Origin of the sequence: Micromonospora sp. NPDC048935 (assembly GCF_043197875.1) — a bacterium.
In the GTDB taxonomy this organism is placed as follows: Bacteria; Actinomycetota; Actinomycetes; order Mycobacteriales; family Micromonosporaceae; genus Micromonospora.
Genome location: NZ_JBICTZ010000003.1, coordinates 55,678 through 71,515, shown reverse-complemented (window position 1 = coordinate 71,515; position 15,838 = coordinate 55,678). Strand labels below are relative to the sequence as shown.

Here is a 15,838-nt window from a genome sequence, read left to right as displayed (position 1 = left end):
TCAGCGACAGCAATCGACGGAGGTAGCCCGCACCGTGGCCCAGTACATCTACGTCCTGGAAAAGGCCCGCAAGGCGCACGGCGACAAGGTCGTGCTCGACAACGTGACGTTGAGCTTCCTGCCGGGGGCCAAGATCGGTGTGCTCGGTCCGAACGGCGCCGGTAAGTCCAGCCTCCTCAAGATCATGGCAGGGCTGGACAAGCCGAGCAACGGCGAGGCCCGGCTCATGCCCGGCTACACCGTCGGCATGCTCGCCCAGGAGCCCCCGCTCAACGAGGCCAAGACCGTGCTCGGCAACGTCGAGGAGGCGGTCGCCGAGACCAAGGCCAAGCTGGAGCGGTTCAACAAGATCGCCGAGCAGATGGCCACCGACTACTCCGACGAGCTGATGGAGGAGATGGGCAAGCTCCAGGAGGAGCTGGACCACCTCGACGCCTGGGACGTCGACTCCAAACTCGAACTGGCCATGGACGCGCTGCGCTGCCCGCCGCCGGACGCCGACGTGACCCAGCTCTCCGGTGGTGAGCGTCGCCGCGTCGCGCTGTGCAAGCTGCTGCTGGAGGCGCCCGACCTGCTGCTGCTCGACGAGCCCACCAACCACCTGGACGCGGAGAGCGTCTCCTGGCTGGAGCAGCACCTGGCCAAGTACGCCGGCACCGTCATGGCGATCACCCACGACCGGTACTTCCTCGACAACGTGGCCAACTGGATCCTCGAACTGGACCGTGGCCGGACCTACCCGTACGAGGGCAACTACTCCACCTACCTGGAGAAGAAGGCCGCCCGGCTGGCCGTCGAGGGTCGCCGCGACGCCAAGATGAAGAAGCGCCTCACCGAGGAGCTGGAGTGGGTCCGCTCCAACGCCAAGGCCCGCCAGACCAAGTCCAAGGCCCGCCTGGACCGGTACGACGAGATGGCCACCGAGGCGGAGAAGACCCGCAAACTGGACTTCGAGGAGATCCAGATCCCGCCGGGCCCGCGCCTGGGCAGCACGGTGATCGAGGCGAACAAGCTCAGCAAGGGCTTCGGCGACCGGCTGCTGATCGACAACCTGTCGTTCTCGCTGCCGCGCAACGGCATCGTCGGCATCATCGGCCCCAACGGCGTCGGCAAGACCACGCTGTTCAAGACCATCGTCGGGCTGGAGGAGCCGACCAGCGGGTCGGTCCGGGTCGGCGAGACGGTCTCGCTGTCGTACGTCGACCAGAACCGCGAGGGCCTCAACGGCGACAAGACCGTCTGGGAGGTCGTCTCCGACGGGCTGGACTACCTGATGGTGGGCAAGGTCGAGATGCCGTCGCGGGCGTACATCGCCGCGTTCGGCTTCAAGGGACCGGACCAGCAGAAGCCGACGAAGGTGCTCTCCGGTGGTGAGCGCAACCGGCTCAACCTGGCGCTGACCCTGAAGATCGGCGGCAACGTCATCCTGCTCGACGAGCCGACGAACGATCTGGACGTGGAGACGCTGTCCAGCCTGGAGAACGCGTTGCTGGAGTTCCCCGGCTGCGCCGTGGTCATCTCGCACGACCGGATGTTCCTGGACCGGGTCGCCACGCACATCCTGGCCTGGGAGGGCGACGACCAGGACCCGTCGAAGTGGTTCTGGTTCGAGGGCAACTTCGAGGCGTACGAGAAGAACAAGATCGACCGCCTCGGCGCGGAGGCTGCCCGGCCGCACCGGGTGACCTACCGCAAGCTGACCCGCGACTGACCGGCCGAGACGGTGTCTGACCGGTTCGTCTACCACTGCACACTGCGCTGGTCCGACCTGGACGCGTACGGCCACATCAACAACTCGCGCTTCCTCACCCTGTACGAGGAGGCGCGGGTGGCGTTGATGTTCGCTGGTGGTCGGGCGTGGGGGGTCGGCTCGTTCGCCAACGGGGTGGTGATCCGCCGCCACGAGGTCGACTACCTGCGCCCGGTCGACTACGCGCTGGGTCGGGCCACCGCGGAGGCCGCGCCCACGGTGCGGATCGAGCTGTGGGTGGAGGAGATCCGGCACGCCTGGTTCACCGTCGCCTACGAGCTGTACGACGGCGAGGTGCTGGCCAGTCGGGCCCGCTCGGTGCTGGTGCCGTTCGACCTGACCCGCCAGGTGCCCCGGCGGATCACCGCGGAGGAACGGGACTTCCTGCGCACGTACGCACCACAGGGCGGCCTGGAGTGACCCGGCCGGGGACGGCCGAGCCGGGACGGACGGCGACGCACGGTGTGGCCGGGGTGGCGGACGCCGGTGCCTTCCTGGCCCGGCTGGTCCGGCTGGAACCGACCGCACCGGTCCGGCTGCGGCCGGCCGGTGTGCCCGGCCGGATCGCCCTCTGGGCCCGTCTGCCGTGGCAGGTCCTGGTGGTCCGGACGGTGGCCGGCGGGCCGGCCGACGGCACCGCCGGGGACGTGACGGTGGCCGCCGCCGAGCTGCTCGCCGAGCTGGAACGCGGTGGCACCGCCCTGCCGCCACGCCGGGACGCGCAGTGGCGGTGGCCGCTGCCCCCGGCGCGTAGCCGGACGGTGGAGGCGCTGCCCGTCGTCGAGGTGCGACGGATTGCGGACGCGGCGGCGGGCACCCTGCGCACGGCCACCGAACACGGCGTTGCCGGCCGTGCGGTGGGCCAGCGGGCGCTGCGGGACGCGCTGCTCGACCACGTGGCGGTGCTCGTCACGCCGGACGGGCCGCCCGCAGCGCCGGTCGAGGTGTCGCAGCGGCTGGTCCAGGGAGTGGTCCGGATGGGCTTCCTCGGTGCCGCCGACCGCCCGGCCGTCGACCACGACGCCGCCACCGTTGAGGTCCGGGTGGCCGGACGTTGGGTTGGCCTGGTGGGACCATACGGAGCGGCGTGGTTGCAGACGGCCACGGATCTTGCGGTGACGCCCCGCACTCCTCGTCCGAACGGATGACCCCTACTCATTCTTCTGGGCAGGTGCGGTCGTTGGGGGGGTGCTACAACTCGGCTGTCCGGGTACCGTCCATGCTCGGATCCAACGCACCGTAGGCGACTGGATCCGCTGGGGAGTGAGGTGCGACGAGCGATGCCGTGGTGGTCATGGCGCCCCGGTCCCGCCGACGGCGGCGATCCGGAAACCCGAAGCGGGATCACAGTGGAGAGCGCGGTCCGGGTCGGGCCGCCCAGCCCTCGCCAGCCGGGGGACGACTGCCCGGCCAGCGAGCGGCCAGCACTGAGCGAGATGCTGGCCACCGTCGAGCCGGTGAGTCTGCGCCGCGTCTGCGACGCACTCGACCTGCTCGACGTGCGCTATCTGGCCGATGGCGACGGCAACCTGCTGGCCATGTGGGAGCGGCACGCCGTGCTCGTCACCCTCGAAGGGCCGGAGGACGAGATCCTGGTCATGCGGGCACGCCCGCACGCCACGGTCCCGCCGGACTGGGCCGACCGGGCCTATCGGGTGGTCAACGAGTGGAACCACACCCGCCGGTTCTGTAAGGCGTACATCGGCGACCCGACCGAGCGCGGGCAACTACCGATCTACGCCGAGCTTCAGGTGCCGCTCGGTGCCGGCACCCACGACGCGCTGCTTGTCGAGATGCTCGACTGCGGCGCGGCGGTCGCCACCAGCTTCGTGGACTGGCTGCACGACGAGGGCGCGCTGCTCTGACGCTGCCTCGGCCCGCGCTCAGACGCCGTGGGCCGGGTCCTCCTCGGCATTGACCATGAAGTACGCGGCCCGCTCCAGGTAGTCCCAGAGGGTCGCGGCGATCGCCGGATCGAGGTCGAGCTGGTCCACGGCGCGGCGCATGTTGCGGAGCCAGGCGTCCCGTTCGGCCGCACCGATCCGGAAGGGCGCGTGCCGCATCCGCAGCCGCGGGTGGCCACGCTGGGCGGAGTACGTGTTCGGTCCACCCCAGTACTGCATCAGGAACAGGGTCATCCGCTCCGCGGCCGGCCCCAGGTCGTCCTCCGGGTACATCGGTCGCAACAGGGGATCGGTGGCGATGCCGGCGTAGAACTCGTCGACAAGCCTGCGGAAGGTGGGCTCGCCGCCGACCGCTTCGAAGAGGGTCGTCGAAGCACCGGGACGCTCGGATTCACCTGCGGGGTTCACCGTTCCATCCTGCCAGGTGCGCCGTGCGCCGGCCCGACCCGCTCGGCGTGCGTCGGATCACGCCGGGCCGATGCGTCCCGCTGACGCGCGCTCCGTGGCCCGCTCGGGGGTCGGACGGGCGTGCCCCGGGCGCTCAGCCCGCGCGGGACGGGCGTGTCCCGGGTCAGGTGACCGCGTGCCGGCGGTGGCCCTCGCCGCTACGCGGCTCGGGAGGGCCGGCGGCCGCGCCGCCCGCGCCGCCCGCGCCGCCCGCGCCGGCCGCGCCGCCCGCGCCGCCCGTGTCGTCCGTGTCGTCGGGCGGCGTGGCATTGGCCGCCGTTGCTGCCGCGATCGCATCGGTGATCGTCTGCCGGTCCGGCCAGCACAGCGCGGCCACCGCCATCAGCACCACGCCGGCCGCGCTCCACAGCCCCACCACGAAGGGGATGTTGTTGAAGCGATCGGCGATCAGGCCGGTGGCCAGCACCGCGAAACCCTGGATGACCTGGACGCCGGTCGCCATCACCCCGAAGGCGCGGGCGCGGAAGCCGTTGGGCAGCGCCTGGACGAAGAGCCCGTTGGCCATCGGCAGCATGCCGGCAACCGCGAAACCACAGAGAGCGGCCAGCAGCGCCACCGCCAGCGGTGGCGGATCGAACAACGTCGGCACCAGCATCAGCGGGGCGAGCACCGCGAGCGGGCGCATCAGCTTCAGCCGGCGGGCCGGGCCGAACAGGCGGCTCACCAGCAACCCGCCGAGGATGAAGCCGACCGGGCCGGCCACCATGATCACCGCTTGGGCCGTGCTCGCGCTCAAGCCGCCGCCGCCCTCCTCGTTGGCCCAGCCGACGGCCAGCCCCTCGGGGAGGATCGAGAAGAGCATCGCGCTGAACACCAGCACCGCGATCGCCCGCAGCACCGGTGTGCCGAACACGATGGCGAAACCCTGACGGGTCTCCTGGAGCAGGTGGCTGCGGTGCGCCGGGTTCGGCACCGCCGGGCGGTCGCGCACGCCGAAGCGGACCAGTAGCGCCGAGACGCCGAACGTGGCCGCGTTGAACAGGAGCGCGACCTGCGGGTCGATCGAGGCGACGGCGGCACCGAGCACGTACCCGACGATCTGGGCCGCCTGCCCCACGCTGGCGTTCAGCGACAGCCCGAGCACCAGCCGGTCTCCGGCGAGCATCTGCGGCATCAACGCCGACTTGGCCGCCTGGCTCGGCGGGTTGGCCAGCGTGGCGGCGAAGATGAGCACCAGCACCGCCTGGTACGGCAGCTCCAGGATGGCGATGAGCAGCATCAGCGCCATCCGGATGAGGTCGCACGCCACCATCACCCGCCGGTACGGGTACCGCTCCGCGAGTGCGGCGAGCACCGGACCACCGAGCAACCAGGGCAGGAAACTGACCGCGAAGGCAACCGCGGAGAGCCCCACCGACTCGGTCTTCTGGTAGACGAGCAGGGTGACGGCGGCCTTCGCGACGTAGTCACCGACCCAGGAAAGAGCGCCCGCCGTGAAGACGGCGCGAAACTCCTGCTGGGCGAACACTTCGCGAAAAGTGGCGGGGTCTTCCGCAGAAGGTCGCTCGTCGGACACCGTCGCCTCCATCGGCCTCCGGGTCGGCCGCTCGTGGCAGCCCGGCCGGAAGCGCTCGTCAGATCTACGGATCAGCGAGGTTGTGATCACGTTTTGGCGGGAACGCGTGCTCCGGATTCTGCCCGATCGTCTGACAACTATCTAGGCCGAACGGGTCATTCGTCGTTTCCCCGACTGAACGAACGGACGATACCTGAGGGGCCGGGTGGCTCGCGACCCCCGAATCCGAGGACAAGGCGGGGTGGGTCAGGTGGCACCGCCCTGACCGGTCTCACCCTCGGGCAACGGCCGGGTCGGCAGCCCGGGATAGATGCGGGCCGCCGCGATCTGTGCCGTGATCCCCGAGTTCTCCAGTGCCTCCGCCAGCCGCCGACGCAACTCCCGGCCCACCGCGAACTGCCCGTCCGCGGTCGTCTTCACCACCGTCCGGATGACCGCACCGTCCACCGTCACCTGCTCGACACCCAGCACCTCCGGCGCCTCGACGATCTCCGGCGACAGTTCCGGGTCCACCGCGACCGAGGCGGCGGCGGTGCGCAGGACGGCGGTGGCCTCCTCGGTGCTGTTGAACCCGATCGGCAGGTCCACCACCACGAGGGCCCAGCCCTGGCTCTTGTTGCCCACCCGGATGATCTCGCCGTTGCGGATGTACCAGAGCACCCCGCGACCGTCGCGCACGGTGGTGACCCGGAGCCCGACCGACTCGACCACGCCCATCGCCTCGCCCAGGTCGACGTTGTCGCCCACGCCGTACTGATCCTCGATCAGCATGAACAGGCCGGCGATCAGGTCCTTGACCAGGCTCTGCGCGCCGAAGCCCAACGCGACGCCGGCGATCCCCGCGCTGGCCAGCAGCGGAGCCAGGTCGAAACTGAACTCGCGCAGGATCATCAGCAGGGCGATGCCGAAGACGAACGCGGTGGTCAGGCTGCGCAACACCGAGCCGATCGCCTCGGCCCGCTGCCGTCGTCGCTCGGGCACGAACTCGGTCGGATCGACCGCGGTGCTGGGCACCCGCTCACGCAGCGGTCGCAGCATGGTCGGCACCGCACCGTCGGTCGTCGTGCGAACCAGCCGGTTGAGCGTGCGGTGCACCGCCCAGCGGGCCACCATCGCCAGCGCCAGGATCAGCAGCACCCGCAGCGGCTTGAGCAGGATCCAGTAACTGCCCTCGGCGAACCAGGCCGACCTGGTCATTCTGTACAGGAATTCGCAGGAGGAACTGCCCTGGCAGTTCACCGACCCGACGGTGGACAGGGCAAGGGGCGTCACGCTGGCGGCACTCACCCTGTCTTCGTACCGCAAGGAGCCCGGCCGCCCACCGCCGACCCACCGGCCGGGTGACCTACCGCCGAGGGCAGGGCCGGAACGGGGCGAACCGGCCATCGTGACAGGTGCGGGAGAGAGCTTCGTACCCGGCCCCGGATTAGTGCGTGCAATCCGGGGTCCGATCAGGGACTATTGGCGCAACGGACGTCGGTGATCGGCTCGGCGTCGACCGTGTGGGCCGGCGTGCCCGGCCCCGGTCGGCGGCGGTCCGCAGCAACCGCTGAACCGGGAGGGTGATCGCGATGCCTGACATACGACCCACGGTGGGCTCCGGCGCGTTGGTCCTCAACGCCACCTACGAGCCGCTGTGTGTCGTGTCGGTGCGCCGCGCCGCGATCCTCGTTCTCTCCGCCAAGGCGGTCTGCGTCGCAGATGGTGACGGCATCCTGCACAGCGCTCGTGACGCGCTGCCGGTGCCGTCCGTGGTCCGGCTGACCCGCTTCGTCCGCGTGCCGTACCGCACGCACGTCGGGCTGTCCCGACGGGCGATCTTCGCCCGGGACGGGTGGCGGTGCGCCTACTGCCGGGGCCCGGCCGAGACCATCGACCATGTCTTTCCCCGCAGCCGGGGTGGCCGGCACGCCTGGGAGAACGTGGTCGCCGCATGCGCCAGGTGCAACCACACCAAGGGCGACAAGACGCCGGCGGAGATGGGGTGGCGGTTGCACGCGCTGCCCGCCGCGCCGAAGGGCACCGCCTGGCGGGTGCTCGGGCACCGCGCTCCCGACCCGCGCTGGGCCGACTGGCTGGACCTGCGGGAGCCGGAAGCCGCTGCCTGACCAGCGGCGCTGGCTCAGTCCTGCTTGTCGGTTGCCCGGCGCGCGGCCCGCTCGTGGCGGTCGACTGCCCGAGCGTGTGCGACAGCCAACAGCCGATCGATCTCGGGCAGCAGGTGCGGGCCGGGCATGACGACGCTGGCGAAGCCGTGCAGCGCGTAGCCCCGGTGCGGCGTGAGGGTGTCGAGCCGGGCGAAGTCGAACTCGTCCCGGTGGTCGTCGAACGCCTTGGGCGGGAAGCCGAAGCATCGCTCGAACTCGTCCCGACCCAGGTCCAGGTTGAGGCGGAAGACACCGGGGCGGTCCAACTGTGCGGCCTCGTCGAAGCCGGGCACGTCGTGCTCGACGATTGTGGCGAACGGCTGCCGGCGGCCCGGCCCGACGAAGAAGAACCGGTCGCCCCAGGCCGCCTCGGGTGATCCGTTCTCCGCACTCGCCACGACCTGCTCGACGCCGGGCAGCGCGACGATCCGATCGGCCAGCACGGCCGCGTCGACACCGGTCGGGATGTGCAGGACCGCGTCGGCGTGTTCGATGGCGGCCCGGTCCAGCGGGAAGTAGCGGTAGTCGTGCGTCCGCCGCTCGGCCGGCCCGATGTCGGACGCCGGCAGGTACCGGGGGAGGTCCGTCTCCTGCTGGAGTCTGCCCTCGTAGGTCGAGGCGGCGGGCGCCCCGATGCCGAGCGCCGGGCTCGCGCCCAGGCTGCCGACGATCACCGCGTACCGGTCGCCCAACAGCGACGCGACGATCGCGCCGGCACCGGCCCACGACACCTCGGTGCCGGCCAGCGTCATCGTGCCCGGGTGGCGCTGGAGGTGCGTGTTGTGCCCGAAGACAAGCGTGGGCCCGCGGTGTGCCTCGGCGGCCCGGATCGCGAGCAGGTTCTCGGCCATCAGCGCGTCCCGGACCGCGGCCAGGTGGACGAAGCGTTCCTCCTGCGCCAGTGGGGCGGCGGCCGCGGCGTGGTAGCGCAGCAGGGCGACCGCGGACGTCGCGTGCACGAACGCCGCCGGCCAGCCGGCAGCCTTCCCGGGTGCCCGCAGGTACAACTCGGTCAGGAGGTCGTCGGCGAGCACCCGCAGTCTTCCGGCGTCGGTCGAGCGCCCCACCGACCGGCCCGGCTCCCAGATCGCGGCCGTGTCACTCCACCGGGCCTCGTCCCCGACCAGGTCGTCGATCTCGGCGGACCGGTCCAGGCCGAGGAAGTCGCAGACCCGGGTGAGGTGATGCCGGGGGCTCGGGACGTTGGCGAGTTCCAGGGGTGCGTCGAAGCCGTGGAACGTCAGGCGTTCCGCAGCCGACCGTTGCGCGTTCCACTCCCGCATCCGCAGCAGGAGGTCGCGGTTGGCCGGCGCGGTGCCGAAGTCGTGGCTGAACCCCTCGGAGAGCGCCCGGTCGAGAGGCACGGAGCCGCCCTGCGTGAACTCGTCGGCAATCAGCCCGGCCGCCCGGTCGCTCTCCAGGGCGATCGACCGGTAGCCGTGCCCGGCCAGCGACATGAAGGCGTCGTTGCGCAGTTGCAGGAAGGCGGACTCGCCGTGCGTCGGCTCACCGAGCGCGAGCAGGTCCGGGGAAGCCGCGAGCAGGTCGAGAAAGGCTGGCATTCCATAAACCGTATCGTTGAACTACCCTTTGAGGCTTGGCAGCGATGGAGCACGGGTGACAGCCACAAAACCCTCAAACGCCGGGGTACGCCGCCCGGTCGACCTCGCGCGCGCCCACGGTCTCTCCGCGCAGGCCGTCCGCAACTACGAACGAGACGGCGTCCTGCCGCCGGCCCCGCGCACGGCGAACGGCTACCGCCGGTTCACCGAGATCCACGCCAGGGCGTTGAGTGCCTACCTCGCGCTGATCCCGGGCCACGGCCACGCGGCCAGCGGCGAGATCATGCGGGCCGTCAACCGGGGCGAGACGGACACGGCGTTGCGGACCATCGACGAGGGGCATGCCCTGCTCCAGCGCGACCGGGAGACCCTGGACGCGGTCGAGTCGGCGGTGGCGGCGCTCAGCGCGACGAGACCACAACCGCAGAGCCAGAAGGCCGTGCCGATCAGCGTGCTGGCCCACCGCCTCGGTCTACGGCCGGCCACGCTGCGAAAGTGGGAGCGGGCCGGGGTGCTGCGGCCGGTGCGCGATCCGGTGACCCACTACCGGGTCTACCTCCCGGACGACGTCCGCGACGCCGAGTTGGCCCACCTGCTGCGCCGTGGCGGGTACCGGCTCGACCACATCGCCGGAGTGCTGGGTCAGGTGCGCGGCGCGGGCGGCACCGAGGCACTCGCCGCGTCGCTGGGTCGGTGGCGGCAACGGCTCACCGAGCGCGGCCGGGCGATGCTCACCGGGGCCGCCCGGCTCGCCGACTACATCGACGATGGTCAGCCGCTTGGACGCGCCTTGACCAGCGAGGCGAACACCACCACGTTGTCCGAGTAGCCGGTCTCGCCGCCGACCCACTGACCACCGCAGGTGATCAGCCGAAGGCTCGGGCGGCTGAAGTCGCCGTACACCTCGTCCACCGGCAGGCTGCCCTTGTCGAACTTCTCCACCGAGTTCACCTCGAAGACCGCCACGCTGCCGTCGGTGCGGGTGACCTCGATCTGGTCGCCGTCGCGCAGTTCGCGGAGCTGGTGGAAGACCGCCGGCCCACTCGTCGTGTCGACGTGCCCGACGATCACCGCCGGGCCGTACTGGCCGGGGGTGGGGCCCTGGTCGTACCAGCCGGCCTCCTGGGCGCGGGCCGCGTCCGGCACGGCGATCGTGCCGTCCGGGGCGATGCCCACCTCGTGCACGGGCGCCCGCAGGTCGATCTTGTCAATGGCGAGGCTTGTCGGAGGGCTCGCCGCCAACACCGGGAACTTCTTCGGCGGCGGTCGGAATCCGGCGCTGAGCCGGTCCGGCAGCAGGCTCATGCCGGTCACCTGCTCGACACCGAGCATCGCCACGATCAGCACCATCACCGCGGCGATGGCCAGCACCGGCAGCCCCGGACCCGTACCGAAACGGGGTCGGAACGACCGCGACCCGGTCGGGCGGCTCGGTGGCAGCGCACCGGCGGCCGGATCCGGGGTGGCGACACTTGCCGACCCGGCCTGCCCGGCGGCCCGACCCAACCGACCGGAGACACGGACCAGCAGTCGTACGGAGGCGCGCAGCGCCGCACCGGCCCGGAGGCGGGCGCGGTGCTCCGACCGCGTACGCGCGGATCTGCGGGTCATGGGTCACCCGGCTCAGGAGCCGGCTCCACTCCGACGTCGGCCACCGGCCATCCCGAGTGCGACGGCCGTGGCGACAAGTGCCACCCCGCCGAGCACCAACAGTGAGCCGGTGCCGCGACCGCCCGCCGTTCCGCCACCCCCGGTCGCGGGTCCCTTGCTCGGTGAGGCCATGTTCAGCACGGTGAGCGTGGTCGAGGCCGTCTGGCCGTTGTCGCAGCGCAGGTCGACCGGGTAGTCACCGGCCGGTTTATCCCGCGCGATGGTGGCCTGTCCGGTCAGGAAGCCCCTGTCCGGCTTGAGCGTCACGGACCCGAACGCGTCGGAGTGCACGCTGGACCTGCGGTTGTTGTTGTCGTTGTCGCAGCTCGCCTTGATGCTGACCCGGCTGCCGGCCTGGACGCTGTTCGGCGCCACCTCGACGAAGATGTTCTCACCGGCACGCGCCGACGCGGCCGACATCAGGACGAACGCCCCGACCAGCGCGACAAGTGCCAGTGCGGACGAGAGCGCGCGGTTGATCGTGCGGATTGCCTGCATGATGTCCCCCCAACCGGCGACGACCGCCGGAACCTCCGCCCCTCTTTCCGCCTCCGCGCCGCACAGCGGCACTCCGGACGGAAGGAAGGGCGTCCCACGGGCACGCGCTGCTTTCCCGCTGGCTCGGGGCCAAACCCGGGTCAGCCGCGACGGGGCGAGGGCAGGGGGGTGATGGGGTGCCAGCCCAGCGGGGAGGAGAGGACCATCGTGCTCGACGGTTGGCCGTACGGGGCGAGCCGGTCGATGACCGCCTCGAAGTCGCCGATCGAGCCGGCGGCCACCTTCAGCATGCTGCACGCGTCGCCGGTGATCCGGTGGATCTCCAGGATCTCCGGCCAGTCGGTCACGGCCGGGTCGTGCAGGATGCAGCGCGCGCCGTAGCAGGACATCCGGATCAGCGCGACCACGGTGCGGCCGGCCCGGGTCAGGTCGACATGGGCGTGGTAGCCGGTGACGACCCCGGCCTCCTCCAGCCGGCGAACCCGTTCCGCGACGGCCGGTGGGGACAGGTGCACCCGCCGGGACAACTCGCTGAACGAGAGCCGCGCGTCGGCCTGCAACTCGCGCAGCAGCGCCCAGTCCATGTCGTCCACGCTCAGACCTTACTTTCGTGAACCAACTTCGCCTAGTTGCCTTCGGTTTGCCAGGTGAAGGCGGTGAGCGCCGTTGATTCGGCATTCCGCAGGCCGATCCGACCGCGAGATCATGGCGTCGGCCAGTCCGGGGGAGGGAGACGAGATGGTGGATCAGACGGAACGGCGGGCGCCGAACCGCCGTGCCACGGTGCAACCGGTGACCCCCGGCCAGCGTGCCGCGCAGGCGGCGCGCACCGGTGGCGAGCCGACCCTGGAGTTCGCCGACATGGTGCCGTACGACGCGTACGTGCAGGCCAGCGCCCTGCACAAGATGCAGCACCCGCTCAGCAGCGACCCGGGCGAGATGTCCTTCCTGATGGTCAGCCAGATCATGGAGCTGTACTTCGGGCTGACCTGTCACGAGCTGCGGGAGACCCAGCGGTTGATCCGCGCCGACCAGGTCTGGGAGGCGCTGGCCCCGCTGGGCCGCGCCAAGCTGCACCTGGAGGGGCTCAACGCCGCCTGGCAGGGGCTGCGCTGGATGAGCCCGGCCGACTTCAACAGGTTCCGCAACCTGCTCGGCGAGGCGTCCGGTTTCCAGTCGGCGATGTACCGGCAGTTGGAGTTCCTGCTCGGGCTGCGCGACGCGACGCTGATCCGCCCGTTCCGCCGGCAGGCCGAGGTGCACGCCGAGTTGAGCGCGGCGCTGGCCGCCCCGAGCCTCTGGGACGACGTGCTCGCACTGCTCGCCCGACGCGGCTTCGACCTCCCCGCCGACCTGCTCGCCCGGGACGTGGCAGTCGAGCACGACCCGCACCCGTTGGTCGAGGCGGCCTGGGTACGGATCTACGACGACCACGGCCCGGACAACCACCTGCGTCTGCTCGGCGAGGCGCTCAGCGGCGTCGCCGAGGAGTTCGGCGACTGGCGCTGGAACCACGTCAAGGCGGTGCAGCGGACGATGGGAGCCAAGGTCGGCAGCGGCGGCTCCGCCGGGCTGGCGTGGTTGCAGCGCAGCATGTCCCGGGTGGTCTTCCCGGAGCTGTGGTCGGCCCGGACCGCGATGTGACCGGAGAGCGAGACATGCACACCCCAGAACAAGACGCGCACCGCCTCACCGGAGGCGAGGCCGAGGCGCACCGCCTCACCGGAGGCGAGGCCGAGGCGCACCGTCTCGACGAGGCCGACCCCGGCCACCGGCACCTGTTCCACGTGCCGCCGGCCGACGGCGGCGACCACCCCGAGGCCGCGTACCTCGCCGGCAACTCGCTCGGCCTGCAACCCCGGGCCACCCGCGACGAACTCCTCGCCGACCTGGACGCCTGGGGGCGGCTCGGCGTCGAGGGGCACCTGGAGGCGCAACGACCCTGGTTGCCGTACCACGAGCTGTTGACCGCGCCGGCGGCCCGACTGGTCGGCGGCCGGCCCGCGGAGACCGTGGTGATGAACTCGCTCACGGTCAACCTGCACCTGCTGATGGTGAGTTTCTACCGGCCTTCCGGCGTGCGCACCCGCATCGTCATCGAGGACGCCGCGTTCCCCTCGGACAGCTACGCGGTGCGCAGTCAGGCCCGGTTCCACGGCCTGGACCCGGACGACACGGTGGTCCGGTTGCGTCCGCGCCCCGGTGAGGACGCCCTGCGCACCGAGGACGTGACCGACTACCTGGCCGCCGAGGGCGACCGGGTGGCGCTGGTGCTGCTCGGCGGGGTCAACTACCTCACCGGCGAGCTGCTGGACATCCCGGCGATCACGGCCGCCGGCCGGGCCGCCGGCGCGGTCGTCGGCTGGGACCTGGCCCACGCCGTCGGCAACGTGCCGCTGGCCCTGCACGACTGGGACGTCGACTTCGCCGCCTGGTGTTCCTACAAGTACCTGAACTCGGGCCCGGGTGCGCTGGCCGGCGTGTTCGTGCACGAGCGGCACCTCGGCGACCCCGACCTGCCCCGTTTCGAGGGCTGGTGGAGCACCGCGGCGGCCACCCGGTTCGAGATGACCCCGGTGTCCCGGCCACCGGCCACCGTGGAGGCATGGCAGGTCTCCAACCCGCCGATCTTCGCGATGGGCCCGGTGCGTACCTCGCTGGAGCTGTTCGACGCGGTCGGCATGACCGCGTTGCGGGCCCGCAGCCTGCGGCTCACCGGCTGGCTGGAGTCGCTGCTGGACGAGGTCACCGTCGACCGGCCGCTGCGCGTGGTCACCCCGCGCGACCCGGCCCGGCGGGGCTGCCAACTCTCGGTCCGCATCGGCGAGGGCAGCGCCGCCGAGCTGACCAAACGCCTGCGGTACGAGCACGGCGTCATCGCCGACGCCCGGGAGCCGGACGTCGTCCGGTTCGCCCCGGTGCCGATCTACTCCACGTACCACGACTGCTGGCGGGCCGCCGCCGCGCTGGCGGCGACCGTGGGGAAGGTGAACCCATGACGAAGCGGCGCGACGAGATCGCGGTCATCGGTGCCGGGTTGGCCGGTTGTCTGGCCGCCTGTTTCCTGGCCCGGCGTGGCTATCCGGTGGCCCTCTACGAGCGCCGGTCCGACCCGCGTGCCGGCACGGCCGAGCGCGGTCGCTCGATCAACCTGGCGCTGTCCGAGCGCGGTCTGGACGCGCTGCGCCGGATCGGGCTGGCCGAGCAGGTGCTGACCGACGCACTGCCGATGCGCGGCCGGATGATCCACCCGGTCGAGGGGGAGCAGCAGTTCCAGTCGTACAGCGCGGCCGGTGACCGGGCGATCAACTCGATCAGCCGGGGAGCGCTGAACAACGCCCTGCTGGACGAGGCGGCGGCGCTGCCCGGGGTGCGGGTCGTCTTCGACCACCGGCTGGTCGGGCTCGACCCGACCGACGGCACCCTGAGCTTCGAGACCCCGCAGGGCCCGGTCGCCGCCAAGGCGTCGGTCGTGCTGGGCGCCGACGGCGCCGGCTCGGCGGTACGCGGGCAACTGCTCGCGTACGGGCTGCTCGACGAGAGCGTGGACTACCTCGACTACGGCTACAAGGAGCTGACGATCCCGCCGCTGGGCGGGGACTTCGCGCTGGAGGAGGACGCGCTGCACATCTGGCCGCGCGGCACCTCGATGATGATCGCCCTGCCCAACCCGGACCGCTCCTTCACCTGCACGCTGTTCTGGCCCAACGAGGGCGCCGGGAGTTTCGCGGCCCTGGACGACCCGGCGGCGATCGAGGAGCACTTCGCCAGGCACTACCCGGACGTCATCCCGCTGGCACCGAACCTGGTCGACGACTACCGGCACAACCCGGTGGGCGTGCTCGGCACGGTTCGCTGCACCCCGTGGCAGGTGTTCGGGAAGGTCGGCCTGCTCGGCGACGCGGCGCACGCGATCGTGCCGTTCTACGGTCAGGGCGCCAACTGCGCCTTCGAGGACGTGGTCGAGCTGGACCGCTGCCTGGACGAGTGCGCCGACGACTGGTTGGCCGCGCTGCCGCTGTTCCAGCGACGCCGCCAGGAGAACGCCGAGGCCATCGCGACGATGGCGCTCACCAACTTCGTGGAGATGCGGGACAGGGTGGCCTCACCGGTCTTCCAGGCGCGGCGGCGGGTGGAGCACGCGCTGGAGCGAGCACTGCCGGGCCGGTACGTTTCGCAGTACGAGCTGGTGTCCTTCTCCACCACTCCGTACGCGGAGGTGCGCCGCCGGGTGCGTCGACAGCACCGAGTGCTCGGGGCGGTCGCCGGCGGGGCCGCGCTGCTGCTGGTCGGCGCGATCGGTGCTGCCGTGAGTCGAGGGAGGCGCGCATGACCGGTCGGTG

16 protein-coding genes are annotated in these 15,838 nt (G+C 71.5%); 9 read left to right on the top strand and 7 right to left on the bottom strand.

What is annotated here, in order from left to right; all coding sequences use genetic code 11:
• Positions 1-34: 34 nt before the first annotated feature.
• From ettA to ACGFIW_RS10925, 4 genes are all read left to right on the top strand, one after another.
• The gene (ettA, locus tag ACGFIW_RS10940) at positions 35-1,711 is read left to right on the top strand and encodes an energy-dependent translational throttle protein EttA (protein WP_393312925.1); all 1,677 of its coding nucleotides are present in this window, start codon (positions 35-37) and stop codon (positions 1,709-1,711) included.
• A 12-nt stretch (positions 1,712-1,723) separates the two neighbouring features.
• A complete protein-coding gene (locus ACGFIW_RS10935) occupies positions 1,724-2,170 on the top strand; it encodes an acyl-CoA thioesterase (RefSeq protein ID WP_393242240.1) in 447 nt (148 codons plus the stop codon).
• Complete coding sequence (locus tag ACGFIW_RS10930; RefSeq protein ID WP_393312922.1) at positions 2,167-2,898, top strand: hypothetical protein; 732 nt, start codon at positions 2,167-2,169, stop codon at positions 2,896-2,898. The genes ACGFIW_RS10935 and ACGFIW_RS10930 overlap by 4 nt, the downstream gene beginning before the upstream one ends.
• Positions 2,899-3,030: 132 nt before the next feature.
• On the top strand, positions 3,031-3,615 hold the full coding sequence (locus ACGFIW_RS10925; protein ID WP_393312920.1) for a YbjN domain-containing protein: 585 nt from the start codon (positions 3,031-3,033) through the stop codon (positions 3,613-3,615).
• Positions 3,616-3,633: 18 nt separating this feature from the next.
• Here the strand turns inward: ACGFIW_RS10925 and ACGFIW_RS10920 are convergent, their stop codons facing one another.
• The 3 genes from ACGFIW_RS10920 to ACGFIW_RS10910 all read right to left on the bottom strand — a co-directional run bounded on the left by ACGFIW_RS10920 (position 3,634) and on the right by ACGFIW_RS10910 (position 6,943).
• The gene (locus ACGFIW_RS10920) at positions 3,634-4,062 is read right to left on the bottom strand and encodes a globin (RefSeq protein ID WP_393312918.1); all 429 of its coding nucleotides are present in this window, start codon (positions 4,060-4,062) and stop codon (positions 3,634-3,636) included.
• A gap of 163 nt (positions 4,063-4,225) precedes the next feature.
• Positions 4,226-5,650 carry an MFS transporter gene (locus tag ACGFIW_RS10915; protein WP_393312916.1) on the bottom strand — a complete coding sequence of 475 codons (1,425 nt, stop codon included), beginning with the start codon at positions 5,648-5,650 and terminating at the stop codon, positions 4,226-4,228.
• Positions 5,651-5,884: 234 nt separating this feature from the next.
• A complete protein-coding gene (locus ACGFIW_RS10910) occupies positions 5,885-6,943 on the bottom strand; it encodes a mechanosensitive ion channel family protein (protein WP_393312914.1) in 1,059 nt (352 codons plus the stop codon).
• A gap of 266 nt (positions 6,944-7,209) precedes the next feature.
• Here ACGFIW_RS10910 and ACGFIW_RS10905 point away from each other — a divergent pair, with 266 nt between their 5' ends.
• Positions 7,210-7,746 carry an HNH endonuclease gene (locus tag ACGFIW_RS10905; RefSeq protein WP_030333470.1) on the top strand — a complete coding sequence of 179 codons (537 nt, stop codon included), beginning with the start codon at positions 7,210-7,212 and terminating at the stop codon, positions 7,744-7,746.
• A gap of 14 nt (positions 7,747-7,760) precedes the next feature.
• Here ACGFIW_RS10905 and ACGFIW_RS10900 read toward each other — a convergent pair whose 3' ends face one another.
• Positions 7,761-9,347 carry a DUF6194 family protein gene (locus ACGFIW_RS10900; RefSeq protein WP_393312912.1) on the bottom strand — a complete coding sequence of 529 codons (1,587 nt, stop codon included), beginning with the start codon at positions 9,345-9,347 and terminating at the stop codon, positions 7,761-7,763.
• A 55-nt stretch (positions 9,348-9,402) separates the two neighbouring features.
• Between ACGFIW_RS10900 and ACGFIW_RS10895 the strand changes: the two genes are divergently transcribed.
• Complete coding sequence (locus tag ACGFIW_RS10895; protein ID WP_393312910.1) at positions 9,403-10,176, top strand: MerR family transcriptional regulator; 774 nt, start codon at positions 9,403-9,405, stop codon at positions 10,174-10,176.
• On the opposite strand, the gene ACGFIW_RS10890 is transcribed toward ACGFIW_RS10895, so the two are convergent.
• The 3 genes from ACGFIW_RS10890 to ACGFIW_RS10880 all read right to left on the bottom strand — a co-directional run bounded on the left by ACGFIW_RS10890 (position 10,119) and on the right by ACGFIW_RS10880 (position 12,088).
• The gene (locus ACGFIW_RS10890; RefSeq protein WP_393312908.1) at positions 10,119-10,958 is read right to left on the bottom strand and encodes a class F sortase; all 840 of its coding nucleotides are present in this window, start codon (positions 10,956-10,958) and stop codon (positions 10,119-10,121) included. The genes ACGFIW_RS10895 and ACGFIW_RS10890 overlap by 58 nt on opposite strands.
• Before the next feature lie 12 nt (positions 10,959-10,970).
• Complete coding sequence (locus tag ACGFIW_RS10885; protein WP_393312906.1) at positions 10,971-11,495, bottom strand: hypothetical protein; 525 nt, start codon at positions 11,493-11,495, stop codon at positions 10,971-10,973.
• A gap of 140 nt (positions 11,496-11,635) precedes the next feature.
• A complete protein-coding gene (locus tag ACGFIW_RS10880; protein WP_393312905.1) occupies positions 11,636-12,088 on the bottom strand; it encodes an Lrp/AsnC family transcriptional regulator in 453 nt (150 codons plus the stop codon).
• A 148-nt stretch (positions 12,089-12,236) separates the two neighbouring features.
• On the opposite strand from ACGFIW_RS10880, the gene ACGFIW_RS10875 reads away from it, so the two are divergent.
• From ACGFIW_RS10875 to ACGFIW_RS10865, 3 genes are read left to right on the top strand one after another with little or no spacing between them, the layout of a single operon-like run.
• The gene (locus tag ACGFIW_RS10875; RefSeq protein ID WP_393313997.1) at positions 12,237-13,139 is read left to right on the top strand and encodes a tryptophan 2,3-dioxygenase; all 903 of its coding nucleotides are present in this window, start codon (positions 12,237-12,239) and stop codon (positions 13,137-13,139) included.
• Complete coding sequence (kynU, locus tag ACGFIW_RS10870) at positions 13,115-14,494, top strand: kynureninase (RefSeq protein ID WP_393312903.1); 1,380 nt, start codon at positions 13,115-13,117, stop codon at positions 14,492-14,494. Before ACGFIW_RS10875 ends, kynU begins: the two co-directional genes overlap by 25 nt.
• Positions 14,491-15,828 (top strand): FAD-dependent oxidoreductase, encoded by a 1,338-nt coding sequence (locus tag ACGFIW_RS10865; RefSeq protein WP_393312901.1) that lies wholly within the window; start codon positions 14,491-14,493, stop codon positions 15,826-15,828. The genes kynU and ACGFIW_RS10865 overlap by 4 nt, the downstream gene beginning before the upstream one ends.
• The last annotated feature ends 10 nt before the right edge of the window (positions 15,829-15,838 follow it).